Raw genomic sequence first — 17813 nt, forward strand, 5'->3', positions numbered from 1 at the left:
CCATGCGCAAAACCAATTTATCTAGCTGGGCACTCAAGCATCAGAATCTAGTTCTGTATTTTTTCGTCTTGATCATTATTTTAGGGATTTGGGGCTATACCAAACTCGGGCAAGCAGAAGACCCGCCCTTCACCTTCAAAGTCATGTTAGTGCAAGTGCGTTGGCCGGGCGCAAGTGCTTTAGAAGTCGAGAAAGAAGTAGTCAATCGGATTGAAAAAGTCATTCTGGAAACGCCTTACGTTTCTGATGTACGTAGTTACTCGATGCCTGCCAGTGCCAATATTATGGTGATTGGACGGGATAGTGCTGAATCCAAATATATGCCCGAGATGTTTTATCAAGTGCGCAAGCGTGTACAAGATATTAAAACTAGCCTACCTCAAGGTGTGCAAGGGCCTTTTTTTAATGATGAGTTTGGCGATACTTTCGGCAATATTTATTCTTTATCCGGCGATGGCTTCAGTATGGCACAACTACGGGATGCTGCCGATCAAATCCGCAAGGAGTTATTACGTGTCCCGTCTGTCGCTAAAGTGCTACTCGTTGGTGAACAGCCTGAGCGGGTTTATATTCAATTAAGTAATGCCAAAGCCGCTAACCTTGGCATCACCCTCCAACAGCTACAAACCACTTTAGCCAAGCAAAATGCCGTGGTCGCAACAGGCGAATATGAGCTGAGTAGTGACCGAATTATTGTTAATCCCACGGGTCGATTTACTGATGTAGACAGTATTCGCAACCTACCCTTGCAGATTGGCACTCAAACTCTAAAACTACGGGATGTCGCTGAAGTGACCCGTGGCTATAACGACCCACCGACCGAAGAATTTCGGTATATGGGCAAGCCCTCTTTAGGGATTGGTGTATCCATGCAACAAGGTGGCGATATTATTCAGTTAGGCAAAAACCTCGAAGCTACTATGCAGCGTATTCAAAACCAATTACCGATTGGGATGGATATTCATGATGTGAATAATCAGCCTGTGGCCGTTAAAGACTCGATTAATGAATTTACTCAATCCGTGTTTGAAGCGGTAGTAATTGTACTTGGGGTGAGCTTCTTAAGCTTAGGTTTGCGGGCTGGAACGGTCGTGGCTTTCTCGATTCCGTTGGTGTTAGCGGGTACGTTTTTCTGCATGTTCCTATTCAATATTGGCTTACACAAAATATCCTTAGGCTCGCTGATCTTAGCACTGGGATTATTAGTTGATGATGCCATTATTGCGGTTGAAATGATGGCTCGGAAATTGGAAGAAGGTTTTGATCGCTTAAGTGCCGCCAGCTTTGCATATAGCACAACCGCCTTTCCGATGTTGTCAGGGACTTTTGTCACCGTAGCAGGCTTCTTGCCAATTGCTACCGCTAAGTCCGCAACCGGCGAATATACACGCGCTATTTTTGAAGTCGTCTCAATTGCGCTGATTTTGTCTTGGTTTGCAGCGGTGATTATTGTGCCGTGGCTGGGCTATCACTTACTTAAAATTACTCCACATAGCGAGCGCGAGCAAAACAAAAAGACGGGCTTGTTTGGGAAAATTCAAAGCTTTGAACATAAGCTAACCGATGGATTTTCTAACTGGTTTCGCCGCCTGATTACGCGCTGTGTGAACTACCCTAAAACAGTGATCCTGATTACTCTATTAGTGTTCGCAAGCTCCGTGGTTGGATTTAAATTAGTTCAACAGCAGTTCTTTCCCGACTCTATCCGCTTAGAATTATTAGTGGACTTAAAATTGCCCGAGGGGGCTTCCATCGAAGCGACTACGCAAAATGTCAAACGCGTGGAAGCCTATTTGAATACGCAAACCGAACATATTGAAAACTTTGTGAGTTACGTTGGCACAGGTTCACCACGCTTCTATTTACCCCTCGATCAACAATTACCAAACCCAAGTTTTGCACAATTTGTTATTACGACTAAAAGAATTCCGGATCGTGAAGCCTTACGCAGCAAGCTAATTGCTTTAATGGATAGCGAGCAATTTTCCCAATTACGCGGGCGGGTATTACGTTTAGAAAATGGCCCTCCCGTGGGTTATCCGGTGCAATTCCGCATTTCTGGTGATGATTTATGGCAATTACGCAGTTTAGCAGAGCAAACAGCCGCTTATATGCGGGTGAATCCCAATTTACGGAATGTGCATTTAGATTGGAATGAACTACGCAAATCGATTCAACTAAAAGTGGATGCAGACAAAGCCATCGCTTTAGGGGTCACTCAATCAGATATTAACCAAGTCCTGTCGAGCACTTTGCAAGGTGCAACTGTTGGGGAATTTCTACAAGGCGATCAGGCGATTCCGATGATGGTGCGTGGGGATACAGGTGACCGGAATAATATTGAAGCTTTAGCCTCCCTCACAATTCCCACTAGTAATGGCAAATCGGTGCCTTTATCGCAAATTACCCATTTAGAAAATGTGCAAGAAGAAGGCTTAATCTGGCATCGTAATCGTGTCCCAACGATTACCATCAAAGGCGATATTTATAGCACTGTACAAGCACCAACCGTCACTAATGAAATCATGGCAAGAATCAATCAGGATAAATTTGTCGAGAATTTACCCTTAGGGTATAGCTTCGCGATTGGTGGCAGCGTGGAAGAAAGTGCTAAAGGTGGCGCATCGATTGCCGCAGGGATGCCGTTATTTATTATCACTGTCCTGACGATTCTGATGCTGCAATTACAAAGCTTCCAGCGAGTCGTCATGGTGGTATTAACGGCACCATTTGGCTTGATTGGCGTCACTGCTTTTCTCTTACTCTTTAACAAGCCTTTCGGCTTTGTCGCGATGCTTGGCACGATTGCCTTGTCTGGCATGATTATGCGCAACTCAGTCATTTTAGTGGATCAAATCGACCGGAATATTGAAGATGGTATGATCCCTCATCAAGCAGTGGTGGATGCTGCGGTTAAGCGCTTCCGCCCGATTATGCTCACCGCAATGGCCGCTATTTTAGCAATGATCCCACTATCCAAAAGCGTATTCTTTGGCCCGATGGCCGTGGCGATTATGGGCGGGTTATTGGGCGCCACTTTGTTGACCCTGCTATTTTTACCCGCTTTGTATACGCTTTGGTTTAAGTTGACACGGGGGAAACAGGCCTTTGAGGAAATGCCAAAGCTTGAAGCAGGGTTGGAGATGAATCTTTAGCTAATGGTAGCTTAGTCTAATTATTCCTACTTCTACAGGAAGAATCGCTCTTGAAAGCTATTCATATGCTATTATTCCTGTATTAATGGGAATTAATCTGCGTGCTATGGCCGGAAAAATCAAACCTCTCCCCACCCCTAAAACGGATGATTTCCTCACGATGCAACTATTAGGGGAATATGTAAAAGCGCGGCGCACACAAGCTGGTTTGCGTATTGATGACGCAGCCTCTTTATGTGGCGTCGCAAAAGATACTTTGTCTAAGATTGAGCATGGTAAGGATACGGTACAAGTTGGCAGTCTGTTGCAGGTGATGCGAGCCTTGGGGATAGAGTTCAAGATTGCTCCTTGGGATGAAGATTCCGTATGATAATTAGGTCGGTATGATTTTTAAAAGGAGGCAATACGCATGTCATCCGCGGTATTGTTGGCAAAACCACACCGTTGGACTCGCGCCGAATACGAACGTATGGTCGAGGCGGGGGTATTTCACCCTGAAGCACGTTTTGAATTGATTGATGGTGAGATTATTGATCTGTCCCCGCAGGGTAGTTACCACGCAACGTCTATTCAGGTGATGGCAGATTATATTCGTAATTTGTTTGGGGCTGGCTACCATGTGCGTATTCAAATGCCATTGGCATTGGGAGATGCCTCTGAACCTGAGCCTGATGTGGTAGTGGTGACGGGGGGCATCATGGACTATCGTTATGCTCATCCGCAAACGGCGGCGTTGGTGGTAGAAGTGGCGAACAGTACGTTGGCTTATGATCGGTTGAAGGCAACCACGTATGCGAGCCATGGCATCCCTGAATATTGGTTAGTTAATCTCAAGGAAAATTGCCTTGAAGTGTTCCAACAGCCGGAAAATGGGCGTTATACCAGCTACCGTAGTTTGAAGGCGGGAAGTGCGTTTGTGTGTGGTAATGGTAAGCAGGTGATGGTGGATAGTGTTTTGTTATAGTTGTTTGAACTTATTCCAGCCCCTCGATAGTATTAGCGGAGGGGAGGTTTTCAATGACTAGAGGCGTTATGCATGAAATGCGTAGTTATGACTTGATCCAGTATTTTTCTTATCATAATTTGATAGATTATGATGTTTATCTGAAATACCAATAGCTATCACTTCATCTCGGCTAAAGATCGGCTCAAGTCTTTCATCTTGAATTGCACATCTTATTTCATTTATAAGTGTCATAAGAGTTACCAAATTTACTTTAAGAATTTATAGCTCGCAACATCATTATACAGGCTATAGATCTGGGCTATAGCGTCACTTGCAACATCTGCGCGAATAGTGACTTTTTGAACTTTGCCATTTTTAAATTTTACTTCAATTAAAAAGCTCATGAATGAATTCCTTTATTGTGATTTTATTATTATTTAAGGTTTAGGTAGCTGCCTGCTCATGTATGTCGAACAATTGACCTATAATAGCTTGCTACTGCAATCCGTCGGGCGGTAGTTTGTCAATGGCTTGCTTACGCCTTTTTGTACTTTCCGCTATACTCTCCCACTTTCAAAACCTTAGCACGACTCAAGATCATGACCGACCGCCTAACCGAAACCGCTCGCCGCCGCACTTTCGCGATTATTTCCCACCCTGATGCGGGTAAAACTACCATGACTGAAAAGGTGCTGCTATTCGGGGGCGCGATTCAGTTAGCGGGGACAATTAAGGGGCGCAAAGCTGGTCGGCACGCAACCTCTGACTGGATGACGATGGAGAAAGAACGGGGTATTTCGGTTACTTCCTCGGTCATGCAGTTCCCGTACAAAGATCATATTGTCAATCTCCTTGACACCCCCGGCCACGAAGACTTCTCGGAGGATACCTATCGAGTGTTGACGGCGGTTGACTCTGCCTTGATGGTCATCGACGTTGCCAAAGGGGTTGAGGAACGCACGATTAATTTGATGGAGGTCTGCCGTCTTCGAGATACACCGATTATGACTTTCATTAATAAGCTTGACCGTGAAGGTAAAGAACCGATTGAATTGCTCGATGAAGTCGAAACCGTTTTAAAAATTAAATGTGCACCGATTACTTGGCCGATTGGGATGGGTAAACGCTTAAAAGGGATTTATCACCTTTATCAAGACAAAGTGATTTTATATAAACCGGATACCGAGCGCCGCCAAGAATATGAAGAAATTCAGGGTATTGATAATCCAGAATTGGATGAAAAATTAGGTTCGCAGGCACAAGAATTGCGTGATGAAATTGAATTGGTACAAGGTGCGAGTCACGAATTCAATTTGCAAGAATATTTAGATGGCAAACTTACCCCTGTTTATTTCGGTACGGCTTTAAATAGCTTCGGGATTCGCGAATTATTGGATGATTTCGTCGCGAATGCGCCTGCACCACAAGCACGCCCGACTACCTCCCGAAAAGTCGAAGCTGATGAAGAAAACTTCACAGGGTTCGTCTTTAAAATTCAAGCGAATATGGACCCGCAACACCGTGACCGAATTGCTTTCTTGCGGGTTTGCTCGGGCAAGTTTGAAAAAGGTATGAAAGCTAAGCACGTGCGGATTGGCAAAGATGTCAAAATCCCCGATGCGCTCACTTTCATGGCTTCGGATCGTGAGCATGTGGAAGACGCTTATCCGGGCGATATTATCGGCATTCATAACCACGGCAGCATTCGTATCGGTGATACTTTTACGATGGGCGAAAACCTGCAATTCACGGGTATTCCTAACTTCGCGCCCGAATTATTCCGCCGTGCTCAGCTTAAAGACCCGCTGAAAATGAAACAGCTACAAAAGGGCTTAGCGGAGTTATGCGAAGAAGGTGCTACGCAATTATTTAAGCCGCTGATTAATAATGATCTGATCTTGGGTGCGGTAGGTGTGCTGCAATTTGATGTGGTCATGCAGCGCTTAAAAGATGAATATAAAGTCGATGCGATTTTTGAAGGCGTGAATGTCACCACGGCGCGTTGGGTTAGCTCGGATAATGAGAAAAAATTTGAAGAGTTCAAAACCAAAGCTGCGCAAAACTTGGCTTATGATCATGCCGGTGAGTTGGTTTATATCGCGCCCACGCGGGTGAATTTGCAAATGGCGCAGGAAAAATGGCCGGAGATTAAGTTTAATTCGACGCGGGAGCATGGGGTGGCGGGGTAGCTCGCTAACCAGTACCTTACCTGGGTTTAGAACAACACACTCTAAACCCCACGTCAGAACCAGCTTCATGTGGCTCATTTGTAACCACGCGTGTAGTTAAAACGACTTGATTTGGCTCGTCGAAATATGAACCACCCCGCTGAACAAACCCAGCATGCCTATCCTGACTAAACGCACTTGAACCTGTATCTTGGCTCAAACACCATTCTGCAAGATTACCTGCCATATCTAATACGCCATAAGGCGATTGGCCTTGAGGGTAAATACCCACCACTGAACTAGCCTCCAAGGCATTGCCCCCCATGACTTGAGCAACATAGCGGGCGTTCTCAAGGAAATTTGCAGCACCACTTTGATAACTATTGCCCCAAGGATAAAGGCGTGCTTCAGTGCCTCGAGCCGCTTTCTCCCATTGCTGCTCAGTCGGCAAATGAATAGCCAGCTTGGTTTTATACGATAACCAGCGACAGAAAGCCAAGGCCTCATAGGCTGTTATTGACGCGGCTGGACGGTTAGCCTCTTTCCAGTCGAGGCTGGCTTCCTCATCTGGCTTGAAAAGCTGTTGCCACCAACGTTCATCCTGATAGCCATCTGCTGCCTGCACAAAACTTTGGTATTGAAGATTAGTGATCAGATAACGGCTAATTTGATAACTAGCTAAGTCAAGTCGCTCTTCATCTTGATAGATAAACTCACCAGCGGGAACCTCAATCCAAGCAAGTGCAGGAAGACCTTGGGCATCAAGGCCAATTCCAAACCGATGATCCCAATCTAAATCTGCTAACAATAAGCCCAACGCCTGCCGTTCGTGTGGATGGGGATAATGCTCAATATCGGTAATAGCCTGTTGCCACCCTTCTTGATAAGGCAGAAAGAAAGTTTCAGCTCCTAGGTTAGTTCGTTTAGCTAACTTATAAGCTAAAACAGGTTGTACTGATGTAAGCCAAGCTAACAAATCGTTGGGGTCGGTTGCATAGTCTAGAGCAAGACTAACGGCTGTCTCCCAACCTGAGTCCTCCCACCAAGATGATTTAGGCCATAGCTTGATCGCTTGCAGCCCTTGGGCACGCTGCTCTTGAAAACTAGTAGCAATAAAGAAATCGAGAAATAAAGGATGACTAAACCTAATTGTTTGGTTATGCATGCTGACTAAACATACAGCTCGCGCCAACTCCAAATGCTTCTTAGGAATGAGTGTGAGCGCCTTGCCTAAGTCTAAACTTGCTTCAGCATTTAAAGGATTAGTCGTTTTTACCTCCCAAGCCAATAGCTGTAAATGAGTTAACAACCCTGTACGTTCAGAAGTATCTGCTAGTAACTCATCTACCAAGGCTTTTAACAACAGACTTACCTTGCTGAATATCGAGAGGTTTTTCAGATAGAGTTTGCTAATGATTGGTAGAAAATAAGGTTTAGCCGCGAGTTTAAGTAGGCTATAAGGATTATTCAGAGCATCTTGTCGCGCCTTATCTGACCAATAGTAACTACTCCAAAACCAGCCAGTCGGTGAACTCTCTCGCCAAAAATTATCCCAAGTAGGACGTGTATACGTTTTAAATAAAGCTACTGCATGTTCTTGCCAAGAACGGCGTTGACTCTGCCACTTATACCAAATCACTTGAGTGGGTTCACCCGCTAATTGCCAAAATAATGTATCTGCCAGTGTTTGATCTGTAACCACCTGCTTTATGACTTGATGGATAGTAACTGGGTTGAGGACTAACGAATCCATACAATCAGCATCTAAGTTAATAATTTTACTTTTAGATCCTAGCTTCCAATTATTCACCGATTTAGTAGACATACTTAACAGTCTCGATGCAGTCATCAATAATTTAATGAAGTGTTTAGTGAGCTATCAACTCACTTCAGGTGCTTGTTTAGTTTAAGTTTAACTCAGCCCACCAATTGTCGGTTCTCTCACTCAACAAAGCTTAAATTTGTTAGGCTTAAACCTTCTAGCCCATGAATAACAATAAATATTATGACCAGCGGACTCTTAATTTTTACTTTGCTATTAGTTGGTGCTGCCGTTTGGGGTATCGCACTGTATAACCAGTTGGTGCTGCTGAAAAATAATACGGATAAAGCTTGGAGTAATATTGCGGTACTCCTTAAGCAGCGCAATGAAGAGCTGCCCAAGCTCATTACTGTCTGTAAAGAGCATATGAAATATGAAAAGGACACTTTAGAACGGGTGATTGAAGCGCGTAGCAAGGTCGCTAGCGCGATGAGTAGTGGTGACTTAAATGCTTTAGGGGCAGCAGAAGATCAATTACGAATTGGTCTAGGTAATTTATTTGCGGTGGCTGAGGCTTATCCCGAATTAAAAGCCAGCCAAGGTTTTTTGCAGTTACAACGACGGATTACCAGTTTAGAGGACAGCATCGCGGATCGGCGTGAATTTTATAATGATGCTGCCACGATTAATAATGTCCGTATTGACCAATTTCCGGACTTATTGATTGCGCGCCCGCTCAGTTTTAAGCCTTATCGCTTAATGACTTTTTCGAGTGCAGAAAAAGCCGATGTGGATGTTGCTGCGCATTTCCAATCCTAAATGCAAAATATTGGTGTTTTTGCTTGGGAGCAGGTCGCACGTAATCAGTTTGCTTCGGTGTTACGGCGGGCGGGTCTACTCAACTTTGCAGCTCAACTTAAATTTGTGCCGCTATGGTTGTTGCTTTGCTATCTGATCCTGCTGAATAAGCCGATTTGGTTATTACTGCCTGCTTGTTTTAACCTATGGTTTGCGCTTGGTTTTTTTAAGCGCTATCGCTTAATGTTGGATACCCCGCATTCGTTCATTAGCCATAGCGCCCAAGGTTATGTGTCTTTGCGAGGGCGCGCATTGCTACCCGCAGGCGAAAGTGTACGCGGCTTGGTGAATTTACCCGTTACTTTGTGGATTCCAGGTTATATCGAAGATCAACCTTTTGTACTCGATGATGGGCATGGACGCTGTCTGCTTTATCCGCGCCAAGCCGAAATTATTACCAGCCCTGCAGATACTTATTTAGATTGGCTGCATGCGATCTATCCGGGGCAAGAACTTTATGTCCTGGGTGATATGCGCACGCTTAAAGCGGATAATCACCAGCCGATTCGCCATCGGATGGCCGAACTTTTATCTCGTTGGAAATTGAAACCTAAAGTTTTATTAGAAGCCTATGACACCAATGGTAATGGGCGCTTGGATGAAGAGGAATGGCAAGAAGTGTGTAAAACTGCTGAGCGCGTTGCCCAAGAAGATTTGCTGGATGAGCAACCGGCCGTAGGTACGCATGTGATTGAGCAACCAAGCGGTGGACGCTTATTTATGATTACCAATTTGCCACCAGCGCGTTTAGCGCATCGTTATCGACGAGCCATGTGGATGCATAGCGCCGCTTGGTTAGGCCTAATGGCCATTGTGTATAGCGCAAGCCTTTAAGCTTATTGGCTTGCAGGATAAATTCCTCGGTATAATAGCCTCATAGGCGTTTCGCCTTAATTCGCTTAATAGGTAAGCCATTATGTCTAAATTATTGCTGTCTTCTTCCCTACTAGCCGTGTTACTGAGCCCTTTAGTTCAAGCGGATACCAGCACCATTGATCAAACTTTCTTTAATATGGGTGGCCCGAGTAAAGCACCTGCTACAGTAGCAGTGGCTACTCCAGCTACTGCGGTTAAACAAGCAGCCCCCATGCCTGATCCTGCACTGTTTACACAAGTTAAAAACTTATCCGAGCAAAGTAGTGATAATGCAGTAGATATTTTTGGTTTAGGCAAACGTGCCGCGGCTAATAATACAAATACCGTCGCAACCACCACTGCACCCGATGGAACTACCGTAGCTGCTAGCACAGCCACCACTCAAACCGGTATGCCTGATCCGAGTCTGTTTACCAATCCGGGCACACCTAACGAACAAACGCGCGACCATCCTTTCAAGCTGTTTTAATCAAATAGTCGCCTCGGGGCTGATATACTACGCGCAGTCAACCCCGAAGGATTTGCATGAAAGATGTCATCATTGTAGGCGGCGGCCTAAAAGGCATGCTGACCGCCTTATTCCTGCATGATGCAGGGCTGAAGGTTATGTTGGTCGACCAAAATGAACTAGGTCGAGAGTCGTCTTGGGCAGGGGGTGGTTTAATCACGCCCTTATACCCTTGGCAGACCAGCGCGTTTGTGAGTGCTTTAGTAAAGGATAGCCAAAAGCATTATCCGGCTTTGTGTGAGCGTCTATATCAAGAAACGGGCATTGATCCGCAATGGATTCAGTCAGGTTTGGTTATTACCGATACGAGTCAACAGCAAGCGGCGCAAGCTTGGGCTGAGACTTGGGGCTATCAGCTCCAGTTACTAGAAGGCCATACACTTAAAACTAGTGAACCGTACCTCGGTTCAGCCTTCAAACAAGCACTGTATTTTCCGGAGTTGGCGCAAGTTCGCAGTCCCCGTTTAAATGCGGCTTTACGCGCGATGTTACGCATGCGTCCCCTTTTGGTGAGCCAACATCAAGCTGTACAGCAATTACATATTGTGAATGGTCAAGCTAGCGGTGTTTATATTGGCAATGACTTATTTAAAGCGCATAAAGTGATTTTGACTGCAGGTGCTTGGACAAGTGCATTTGCTGAAGTTCAAGATAGCGAACTGCAACTACGTCCGCTCTTGGCAGAGTCGATTATGTTCCGCACCCCGAAACAGACACTAGCCCATATGATTGTGCACAAAAATTATTATCTGATCCCACGTAAAGATGGACGGATTGTGTGTGGCTCGGTATTTTCTTCCCAAGGCTTGGAAAAATCATTGAGTGAACAGGCACAGGAAGAATTACGTGAAGTGGCGGGGACGCTCATGCCTGAACTGCAGGCCTTGCCCATTCATAATCACTGGAGCAGTTTACTGTCTTTCTCAGAGAACGATGAACCCTTCATGGGTGAACACCCAGATGTTCGTGGCCTGTATATTAATGCAGGTCACGGCAGTAATGGGGTTGCGACAGGTTTAGGCTCAGTACGTGCTTTGGTCGCACAAGTACTAGCTTAAATTAGCCGCGTCGCATCTTGGCAAAATCGAGCATGCGCTGGGTGGAGCGTAAGGCCTTCACCCTGATGTCTTCATCCACGAAAATCTCGTTTTTGCCTGTTTCCAAGACCTGCAAGAGATTATGTAAGCCATTCATCGCCATCCACGGGCAGTGCGCACAGCTTTTACAAGTTGCCCCCTCACCCATCGTCGGTGCAGCAATAAACTCTTTATCCGGTGCAGCTTTCTGCATTTTGTAGAAAATGCCGCTATCGGTTGCCACAATGAAACGTTTATTTGGCAAAGTTTGCGCCGCTTTAATCAGTTGAGTGGTAGAACCCACCGCATCAGCAAGCTTAATCACTTTTTCAGGTGATTCAGGGTGCACTAAAACCCCCGCATCTGGATATTTTTCCTTCATGTCGGCTAAAGCTAAATGCTTGAATTCATCATGCACAATACAAGCACCCTGCCACAGCAGCATATCTGCGCCCGTCACTTGTTGGATATACCGACCTAAATGCCGATCAGGTGCCCAGAGAATTTTCTTGCCTTGTTCATCCAGCCAAGAAATTAACTCGACTGCAATACTGGAAGTCACTACATAATCAGCACGCGCTTTGACGGCAGCACTCGTATTGGAATAAACCACTACGGTGCGATCCGGATGCTCATCGCAGAATTTATAAAATGGTTCAGCAGGGCATTCTAAATCTAAGGAACACTCTGCCTCTAAAGTGGGCATGAGTACGCGCTTTTCAGGATTTAGAATTTTAGCGGTCTCGCCCATGAAGCGCACACCAGCGACAATCAGGGTTTTAGCGGGATGCTCATTTCCAAAACGCGCCATATCTAAAGAATCAGAGACATAACCACCGGTTTCATCGGCGAGCTCTTGTAAGTCTTGATCAACATAATAATGCGCAACCAAGACCGCATCCTGCTCTTTAAGCTTTTGGGCAATTTTGGCTTTAATTTCAACTTTTTGTTCAGGCGTATAATGCGGACGTAGGGACTCAACCTGAGCCGTAATCGGAATTTTAATTAAAGGAACAGTGGGTGTTTTGGCAGTCATGGCGAACTCTTTATTCAGCAATCGCAATAAGTCTTAAGCATGGGCTAGAACCGATTAGGATTCAAGTTTATCCCACTCGCTAGGTTTTTTAAGCCTAAGCAGATCTTAGGCTTAGATTAAAGTCTGGAAACTTAGAAGGCTTCTTCTTCCACTTCTTCTGCTTTTGGCTCCAAGGATAAACCATCCAGTGCAGATAAGTGCCCCGCCGGTTTGATAGCCTCACCTTTAGTTTGAACGGCATCATCCGGCGAAAGATTAATTCGCAGTTTTAAGTTGCTAGCAGAATCCGCATTGCGCAAAGCTTCTTCTAAACTGATTTTTTTCTCACGATACAGGCGATATAAATGCCCATCGAAGGTCTGCATCCCTTGTTGCTCGGATTTTTCCATAATTTCCTTAATCGCGCCGACTTCACCTTTCATAATCAAGTCACGCACGATGGGTGTACCTAACAAAATCTCAATCGCAGCAGTACGTTTACCATCAATCGTAGGAATCAAACGTTGCGAAATAAAGGCTTTTAGATTAAGCGATAAGTCTTGTAAGAGCTGGTGATGACGTTCCTCAGGGAAGAAGTTAATAATCCGATCAAGAGCTTGATTCGCGCTATTCGCGTGCAGGGTAGATAAGCATAAATGGCCGGTTTCAGCGAAAGCAAGCGCATGCTCCATGGTTTCACGAGTACGAATTTCCCCAATCAGAATCACATCGGGTGCTTGGCGCAGGGTGTTTTTTAAAGCATCTTCATAACTGTCGGTATCCACCCCCACTTCACGCTGACTAATAATCGATTTACGGTGTGGGTGCACATATTCGATTGGATCCTCGATGGTGATGATATGCCCATCTGAATTGCGATTGCGATAATCAATCAAAGCCGCGAGTGAAGTCGATTTACCAGAGCCAGTCCCGCCTACAAATAGAACCAAACCACGCTTTTCCATAATGACGTTTTTTAAGACTTCAGGCAGGCCAATTTTATTCGCGTCTGGAATTTCAGTTTTAATATTCCGAATCACCATCGCTACTTTATGGCGTTGCTTGAAAATATTCACCCGAAAGCGTCCAATGCCTTCCTCACTAATAGCCAGATTCATTTCCGGCTTGTGCTCAAATTGATGGCGCTGATCCGCATCCATCAACTCATAAGCCATTGTATGCACCTCTTCCGGCGTTAAACGTTCACGGGCTAAGGGTTTGAGCGTACCTTGGAATTTAGCAGCAGGCGGTGCATCAGCCGTGAGATATAAATCCGAGCCATCACGAGTCGCAAGAATGCGTAAATAATCTTTTAATGCCATCTGGGTGATCTCTTATTTTTATAATTCGTACAAACTTATTGTATCAGTAATTCCCCTAAAGTTGAGTTCAGCTCGTCTGGACACCTATACTTTACGCAGTTATTCAGGGTCTAAAATTATGCGTTTTACTAAACTACTTGCCTTTGTTCTGAGCCTCAGTCTTTTGGCTAGCTTTTCATCCAATGCTGCAGCGGCTATTCCAACCAGCAAACAACGTCCACGCATCGGTTTAGTATTAGGCGGAGGCGGTGCTGCAGGGGTTGCGCATGTGGGAGTTTTGAAGGTTTTAGAAGAGCAAGGCGTACCCATTGACGTAATTGCGGGCACTAGTATGGGTGCGATTGTCGGTAGTTTATATGCTGCCGGTTATAAAGCAGATGAGCTAGAAAAAGTCGTTAAAGAATTAGATTGGCCGGGTTTATTTGACGATCAACAAGCGCGGGAAATGCAAAGCTTCCAACTCAAGCGTGATAATGCGGGGTTTTTTAATACAGGTGAAGTTGGGATTAAAGATAGATCCTTAAAACTGCCTGATGGTCTAGTCAGTGGGCAAAAACTAATGTTTGAACTACGACGCTTATTAGAACGCGTGGCTCAAGTTGAGGATTTTGATCGCTTACCCATCCCTTTTCGTGCGGTTGCTACCGATATTGAAACCGGCGAACAGGTTGTGTTGCGCAAAGGCAATTTAGCTACAGCCGTGCGTGCCAGTATGTCGATTCCGGGCTTCTTCTCACCGATTACGATTGATAATCATGTGTTAGTCGATGGCTTTGTATCCAACAACGTGCCTGTAGATGTGGCTAAACAAATGGGGGCAGATATTCTGATTGTAGTCAGTTTGCCTTATAAGTTTGAAAAGCGTGAGCAACTGAATTCTGCAGTGGCAGTCACCTTGCAAGCTATGCAATTCCTCACGGCTAAAAACAGTTTGCCGCAGCTAAAAGGTCTAAATGCCCCCAATATTGTGATTGTGCCTGACCTACAAGATATTGGCTCTCTCTCCTTTAATCGGGTGAGTGAAACCATCCCGATTGGTGAGCAAGCAGCACGTGCACAGCTAGGTGGGATTAAACGTCTAGCAGCTTATGCGCCCAATTACCAAGCAACACAACTAGCCAAACGCAATGCGAATGAGCAAGAAGAACAAGGGATTCGTGATGGGCGGGTAGCTAAAATCATTTTAGAAAATGACTCAAGTCTCAAAGACGCTATCCTCCTCAAGCGCTTAGGGATTAAAGCAGGCGATGCTTTAAATATCGAGCAATTACAGCGTGGTTTAGATAATGTACATGGTTTAGGCTATTTCGATATTGTCGACTACAGCCTAACGCCTGCAGGTAAAGACTTATACGATTTACATGTGACCGCTCGCCAGCGCTCCACAGGGGATCAGCGTTTACGTTTTGGCTTTACTTTAGATGATAATTTTGAAGGGGATGCCAGCTATCAATTGGGTGTTAGGCATATTATTAAAGGTGCAACTAGAGCCGGTACGGAATTACGGAATAGCTTGATCGTCGGCGACCGTTTGCATGCAGAAGCTCAGGTGTTACATCCACTGAATGATCGCCAAGGCGCTTTTATTGATGCGCGTGCTTGGCATGATCGCCAAGACTTTTATGAGTATGTGGGTAAAGATCGCTCTGCTGAAGTACGTTTGGGTGAAACCGGTGTCGAAGCCAATTGGCGAGCCGATGTGGGTACCGCCAGTGAAGTGAGTGCAGGTGCGATTTATCGGAACCTCACCCCTGATATTAAGACTGGTAAACTCACTTTTCCGGGTGAATCCTTACAGATTGCAGGTCTTGAGCTAGCTTATAATACGGATACACTAAATGATGCTGATTTTCCAAATCGTGGCGAGTGGTTACAAGCCGAATATGTACATGGCTTTAAAGCCATTGGTGCGGATGTGGAGTTTGATCGTCTGAAACTTGCGAGTGGCAAAATTTGGACGGAAGGCAAACACCGCGTTACGTTAAAAGGCCAAGTGGCGAGTACTTTCCGCGATAACACCTTCATCACTGAGCAAATTACTTTAGGTGGCTACAATAGCCTCTCAGGTTTATCACCCAATCAATTACGTGGTAATCATGCGGCACTAGGTCGTGGGACTTATATGTACGAACTAGCGGATTATCCGGGGGTTGCAAAAGTATATGCCGGTGGCTCTTTAGAGTTAGGCAATACTTGGGATAAGGCTGAAGATGTCAGCTGGGGCAGTTTGCTGTTATCGGGTAGCTTATTTGTAGGCATGGATAGTCCCATTGGGCCTGCATTCATAGGAGTGGGGCATACAGAGGGCTATGACTCAAATATTTATATGCATGTAGGGCGTAGTTTCTAAACCATGCGCCTTGACCAATTTGTTAGCCAAGCTCTGCAGATTTCGCGTAATGAAGCACAAAAGCTCATTCGTGCGGGCTTCATTAGCGTCAACCAAACCGTAGTGACCAAAGCACCTACCAATATAACTGCGGACGCAAACGTAACTTATGATGACGAACCACTGAGCTTACCGGGTTTACTTTATCTGATCTTACATAAGCCTTTGGGAGTAATTAGTGCGACAGAAGACCCGAGTCAGCGCACTGTCTTAGACTTAATCAAGCATCCACATGCACGTTTATTGCATCCGGTGGGGCGCTTAGATAAAGATACGACAGGCTTATTATTACTCACTAATGATGGGCAATGGTCACATCGGATTACCACACCACGCCAGCATGTGCCGAAAGTATATCTGGCCCAACTTGCCGAACCTTTAAGCCAGCTAGCAGCTCAACAACTCTTACAGGGCGTACTCTTGCACGGTGAGACTCAGGTAGTGGCAGCCACTAAAATCGAAATTCTCCCTAAGCAACAAGTGCGCTTGACGATTCATGAAGGTAAATATCATCAAGTTAAACGCATGTTGGCCGCGGTCGGAAATCGTGTGATAACTTTGCATCGTGAACAGATTGGTGGTTTGCAGTTAGATCCTAGGCTACAGGCAGGTGATTGGCGCTTGTTGGCGAGTACAGAAATCGAATTAGTGTTTGCGTCTCAAGAGCCTCCACTCCCTCCCCTAAAGTCCCATGTATTTTCTGGGGTTAGTTGAGCAATTTTTCTAAGCTTGTCTATACTTAGCCTATTCCTGACTAAAAGTGTCAGGTATTGTAAAAGTCAATGCTGTAGATCGATTAGTCAAGACTGTTTGGGCTTTGTTTAAGGAGAGTAAACATGGAGCAATTCATCAGTAGACCAACCACAGCCTCACCGGCGCCACAGGTCGGCGACTTGTTCAAAAGTTACCCTGTGCAACAAGTGGACGCCTCTGCCATTCCCCGTTGGTTGAAACGTGGTTGGGAAGATATCCAAGCTAATCCAGCGGCTAGCCTGTTTTATGGGGCTTTTTTTGCCATTGCCGGCATTATTCTAAGTATGTTTTCTGCTGCCCATCCTGGCTTTGCAGTAGCTTTCACCAGTGGTTTCTTCTTAGTCGGCCCTTTCTTAGCCTTAGGTTTATATGTTCTCAGTTGGCAACGTGAGCAAGGCAAAAAAATCGACTTTGGTGCCTCTCTAGGGGCAATTCGTCACAATGCCTTGGGTTTAGGTTTATATGCATTAACTGTGAGTTTCCTGATGCTATTATGGGTGCCTGCCTCAGCGATGATGATTGCCTTGTTTTTCAATAATATTGGTTCTTTAAGTAACATGACTGGCTATGCAGCATTGTGGGATGGCTTGATGCACATGAATAATAGCTTTTTATTCGGCTTAAGCTTCCTAGGTGTGGGCTTCCTATTTGCCTTAGTTGCATTCGTTACAGGTGTGGTCACTGTGCCGACTTTGATTGAGCGTAAAGCAGACTTAATGACTGCGATTGCGACCAGTATCCGGGTATGTATGACTAACCCTAAAACCATGTTTTTATGGGCAATCACGATTACCCTGATTATTGGTTTAGGCTTAGCAACTTTTAATTTAGGTTTAATTATTGTAATGCCTTTAGTGGCTCATGCGAGTTGGCATGCTTATCGTGATCTCATTGCGAAAGATGCTAGTATTCGTTGATTGAACCGAAAGCTAAGTTGCTACGACAGAACTAGTAACACTCATTTTGATCCCATTTCATTTCCTTA

15 protein-coding genes are annotated in these 17813 nt (G+C 45.2%); 11 read left to right on the forward strand and 4 right to left on the reverse strand.

All coding sequences use genetic code 11. From position 1 onward, the window contains the following. Nucleotides 1-2: 2 nt before the first annotated feature. The 3 genes from Q0230_RS09350 (at nt 3) to Q0230_RS09360 (ending at nt 4119) form a co-directional block, all read left to right on the forward strand. The gene (locus tag Q0230_RS09350; protein WP_298609707.1) at nt 3-3155 is read left to right on the forward strand and encodes an efflux RND transporter permease subunit; all 3153 of its coding nucleotides are present in this window, start codon (nt 3-5) and stop codon (nt 3153-3155) included. Nucleotides 3156-3261: 106 nt separating this feature from the next. Then, complete coding sequence (locus Q0230_RS09355; RefSeq protein ID WP_298609708.1) at nt 3262-3525, forward strand: helix-turn-helix domain-containing protein; 264 nt, start codon at nt 3262-3264, stop codon at nt 3523-3525. Between the two features lie 39 nt (nt 3526-3564). Next, nucleotides 3565-4119, forward strand: coding sequence for a Uma2 family endonuclease (locus Q0230_RS09360; RefSeq protein WP_298609709.1), 555 nt, complete (start codon nt 3565-3567; stop codon nt 4117-4119). A 248-nt stretch (nt 4120-4367) separates the two neighbouring features. On the opposite strand, the gene Q0230_RS09365 is transcribed toward Q0230_RS09360, so the two are convergent. After that, nucleotides 4368-4505 carry a hypothetical protein gene (locus Q0230_RS09365; RefSeq protein WP_298609710.1) on the reverse strand — a complete coding sequence of 46 codons (138 nt, stop codon included), beginning with the start codon at nt 4503-4505 and terminating at the stop codon, nt 4368-4370. A 195-nt stretch (nt 4506-4700) separates the two neighbouring features. On the opposite strand from Q0230_RS09365, the gene Q0230_RS09370 reads away from it, so the two are divergent. Continuing rightward, nucleotides 4701-6290: a peptide chain release factor 3 gene (locus tag Q0230_RS09370; protein ID WP_298609711.1), complete on the forward strand. Its 1590-nt coding sequence runs from the start codon at nt 4701-4703 to the stop codon at nt 6288-6290. Between the two features lie 16 nt (nt 6291-6306). On the opposite strand, the gene Q0230_RS09375 is transcribed toward Q0230_RS09370, so the two are convergent. After that, nucleotides 6307-8022 (reverse strand): SUMF1/EgtB/PvdO family nonheme iron enzyme, encoded by a 1716-nt coding sequence (locus tag Q0230_RS09375; RefSeq protein WP_298609712.1) that lies wholly within the window; start codon nt 8020-8022, stop codon nt 6307-6309. A 252-nt stretch (nt 8023-8274) separates the two neighbouring features. On the opposite strand from Q0230_RS09375, the gene Q0230_RS09380 reads away from it, so the two are divergent. The 4 genes from Q0230_RS09380 (at nt 8275) to Q0230_RS09395 (ending at nt 11331) form a co-directional block, all read left to right on the forward strand. Next, on the forward strand, nt 8275-8850 hold the full coding sequence (locus Q0230_RS09380) for a LemA family protein (protein ID WP_298609713.1): 576 nt from the start codon (nt 8275-8277) through the stop codon (nt 8848-8850). After that, nucleotides 8851-9723 carry a hypothetical protein gene (locus tag Q0230_RS09385; protein WP_298609714.1) on the forward strand — a complete coding sequence of 291 codons (873 nt, stop codon included), beginning with the start codon at nt 8851-8853 and terminating at the stop codon, nt 9721-9723. A gap of 82 nt (nt 9724-9805) precedes the next feature. After that, complete coding sequence (locus Q0230_RS09390) at nt 9806-10234, forward strand: hypothetical protein (protein ID WP_298609715.1); 429 nt, start codon at nt 9806-9808, stop codon at nt 10232-10234. Nucleotides 10235-10290: 56 nt separating this feature from the next. Continuing rightward, nucleotides 10291-11331 (forward strand): FAD-binding oxidoreductase, encoded by a 1041-nt coding sequence (locus Q0230_RS09395; RefSeq protein WP_298609716.1) that lies wholly within the window; start codon nt 10291-10293, stop codon nt 11329-11331. 1 nt (nt 11332) lies between these two features. Here Q0230_RS09395 and nadA read toward each other — a convergent pair whose 3' ends face one another. After that, nucleotides 11333-12385, reverse strand: coding sequence for a quinolinate synthase NadA (gene nadA / locus Q0230_RS09400; RefSeq protein WP_298609717.1), 1053 nt, complete (start codon nt 12383-12385; stop codon nt 11333-11335). 131 nt (nt 12386-12516) lie between these two features. Continuing rightward, on the reverse strand, nt 12517-13686 hold the full coding sequence (locus Q0230_RS09405) for a PilT/PilU family type 4a pilus ATPase (RefSeq protein WP_298609718.1): 1170 nt from the start codon (nt 13684-13686) through the stop codon (nt 12517-12519). A 118-nt stretch (nt 13687-13804) separates the two neighbouring features. Here Q0230_RS09405 and Q0230_RS09410 point away from each other — a divergent pair, with 118 nt between their 5' ends. From Q0230_RS09410 to Q0230_RS09420, 3 genes are all read left to right on the forward strand, one after another. Beyond that, entirely contained in the window at nt 13805-16036 is a 2232-nt protein-coding gene (locus Q0230_RS09410; RefSeq protein WP_298609719.1) for a patatin-like phospholipase family protein, read from the forward strand. A 3-nt stretch (nt 16037-16039) separates the two neighbouring features. Beyond that, entirely contained in the window at nt 16040-16789 is a 750-nt protein-coding gene (locus Q0230_RS09415; RefSeq protein WP_298609720.1) for a pseudouridine synthase, read from the forward strand. 122 nt (nt 16790-16911) lie between these two features. Next, nucleotides 16912-17745, forward strand: a complete 834-nt coding sequence (locus tag Q0230_RS09420) for a DUF2189 domain-containing protein (protein ID WP_298609721.1) — start codon at nt 16912-16914, stop codon at nt 17743-17745. Nucleotides 17746-17813: the final 68 nt, after the last annotated feature.

The sequence above is a fragment of the uncultured Thiothrix sp. genome, assembly GCF_937876535.1.
Classification (GTDB): domain Bacteria; phylum Pseudomonadota; class Gammaproteobacteria; order Thiotrichales; family Thiotrichaceae; genus Thiolinea.

Coding starts and splice junctions, on each gene's coding strand:
- Q0230_RS09350 (WP_298609707.1), top strand. CDS start 3: ATGCGCAAAACCAATTTATCTAGCTGGGCACTCAAGCATCAGAATCTA.
- Q0230_RS09355 (WP_298609708.1), top strand. CDS start 3,262: ATGGCCGGAAAAATCAAACCTCTCCCCACCCCTAAAACGGATGATTTC.
- Q0230_RS09360 (WP_298609709.1), top strand. CDS start 3,565: ATGTCATCCGCGGTATTGTTGGCAAAACCACACCGTTGGACTCGCGCC.
- Q0230_RS09365 (WP_298609710.1), bottom strand. CDS start 4,505: ATGAGCTTTTTAATTGAAGTAAAATTTAAAAATGGCAAAGTTCAAAAA.
- Q0230_RS09370 (WP_298609711.1), top strand. CDS start 4,701: ATGACCGACCGCCTAACCGAAACCGCTCGCCGCCGCACTTTCGCGATT.
- Q0230_RS09375 (WP_298609712.1), bottom strand. CDS start 8,022: ATGGATTCGTTAGTCCTCAACCCAGTTACTATCCATCAAGTCATAAAG.
- Q0230_RS09380 (WP_298609713.1), top strand. CDS start 8,275: ATGACCAGCGGACTCTTAATTTTTACTTTGCTATTAGTTGGTGCTGCC.
- Q0230_RS09385 (WP_298609714.1), top strand. CDS start 8,851: ATGCAAAATATTGGTGTTTTTGCTTGGGAGCAGGTCGCACGTAATCAG.
- Q0230_RS09390 (WP_298609715.1), top strand. CDS start 9,806: ATGTCTAAATTATTGCTGTCTTCTTCCCTACTAGCCGTGTTACTGAGC.
- Q0230_RS09395 (WP_298609716.1), top strand. CDS start 10,291: ATGAAAGATGTCATCATTGTAGGCGGCGGCCTAAAAGGCATGCTGACC.
- nadA (WP_298609717.1), bottom strand. CDS start 12,385: ATGACTGCCAAAACACCCACTGTTCCTTTAATTAAAATTCCGATTACG.
- Q0230_RS09405 (WP_298609718.1), bottom strand. CDS start 13,686: ATGGCATTAAAAGATTATTTACGCATTCTTGCGACTCGTGATGGCTCG.
- Q0230_RS09410 (WP_298609719.1), top strand. CDS start 13,805: ATGCGTTTTACTAAACTACTTGCCTTTGTTCTGAGCCTCAGTCTTTTG.
- Q0230_RS09415 (WP_298609720.1), top strand. CDS start 16,040: ATGCGCCTTGACCAATTTGTTAGCCAAGCTCTGCAGATTTCGCGTAAT.
- Q0230_RS09420 (WP_298609721.1), top strand. CDS start 16,912: ATGGAGCAATTCATCAGTAGACCAACCACAGCCTCACCGGCGCCACAG.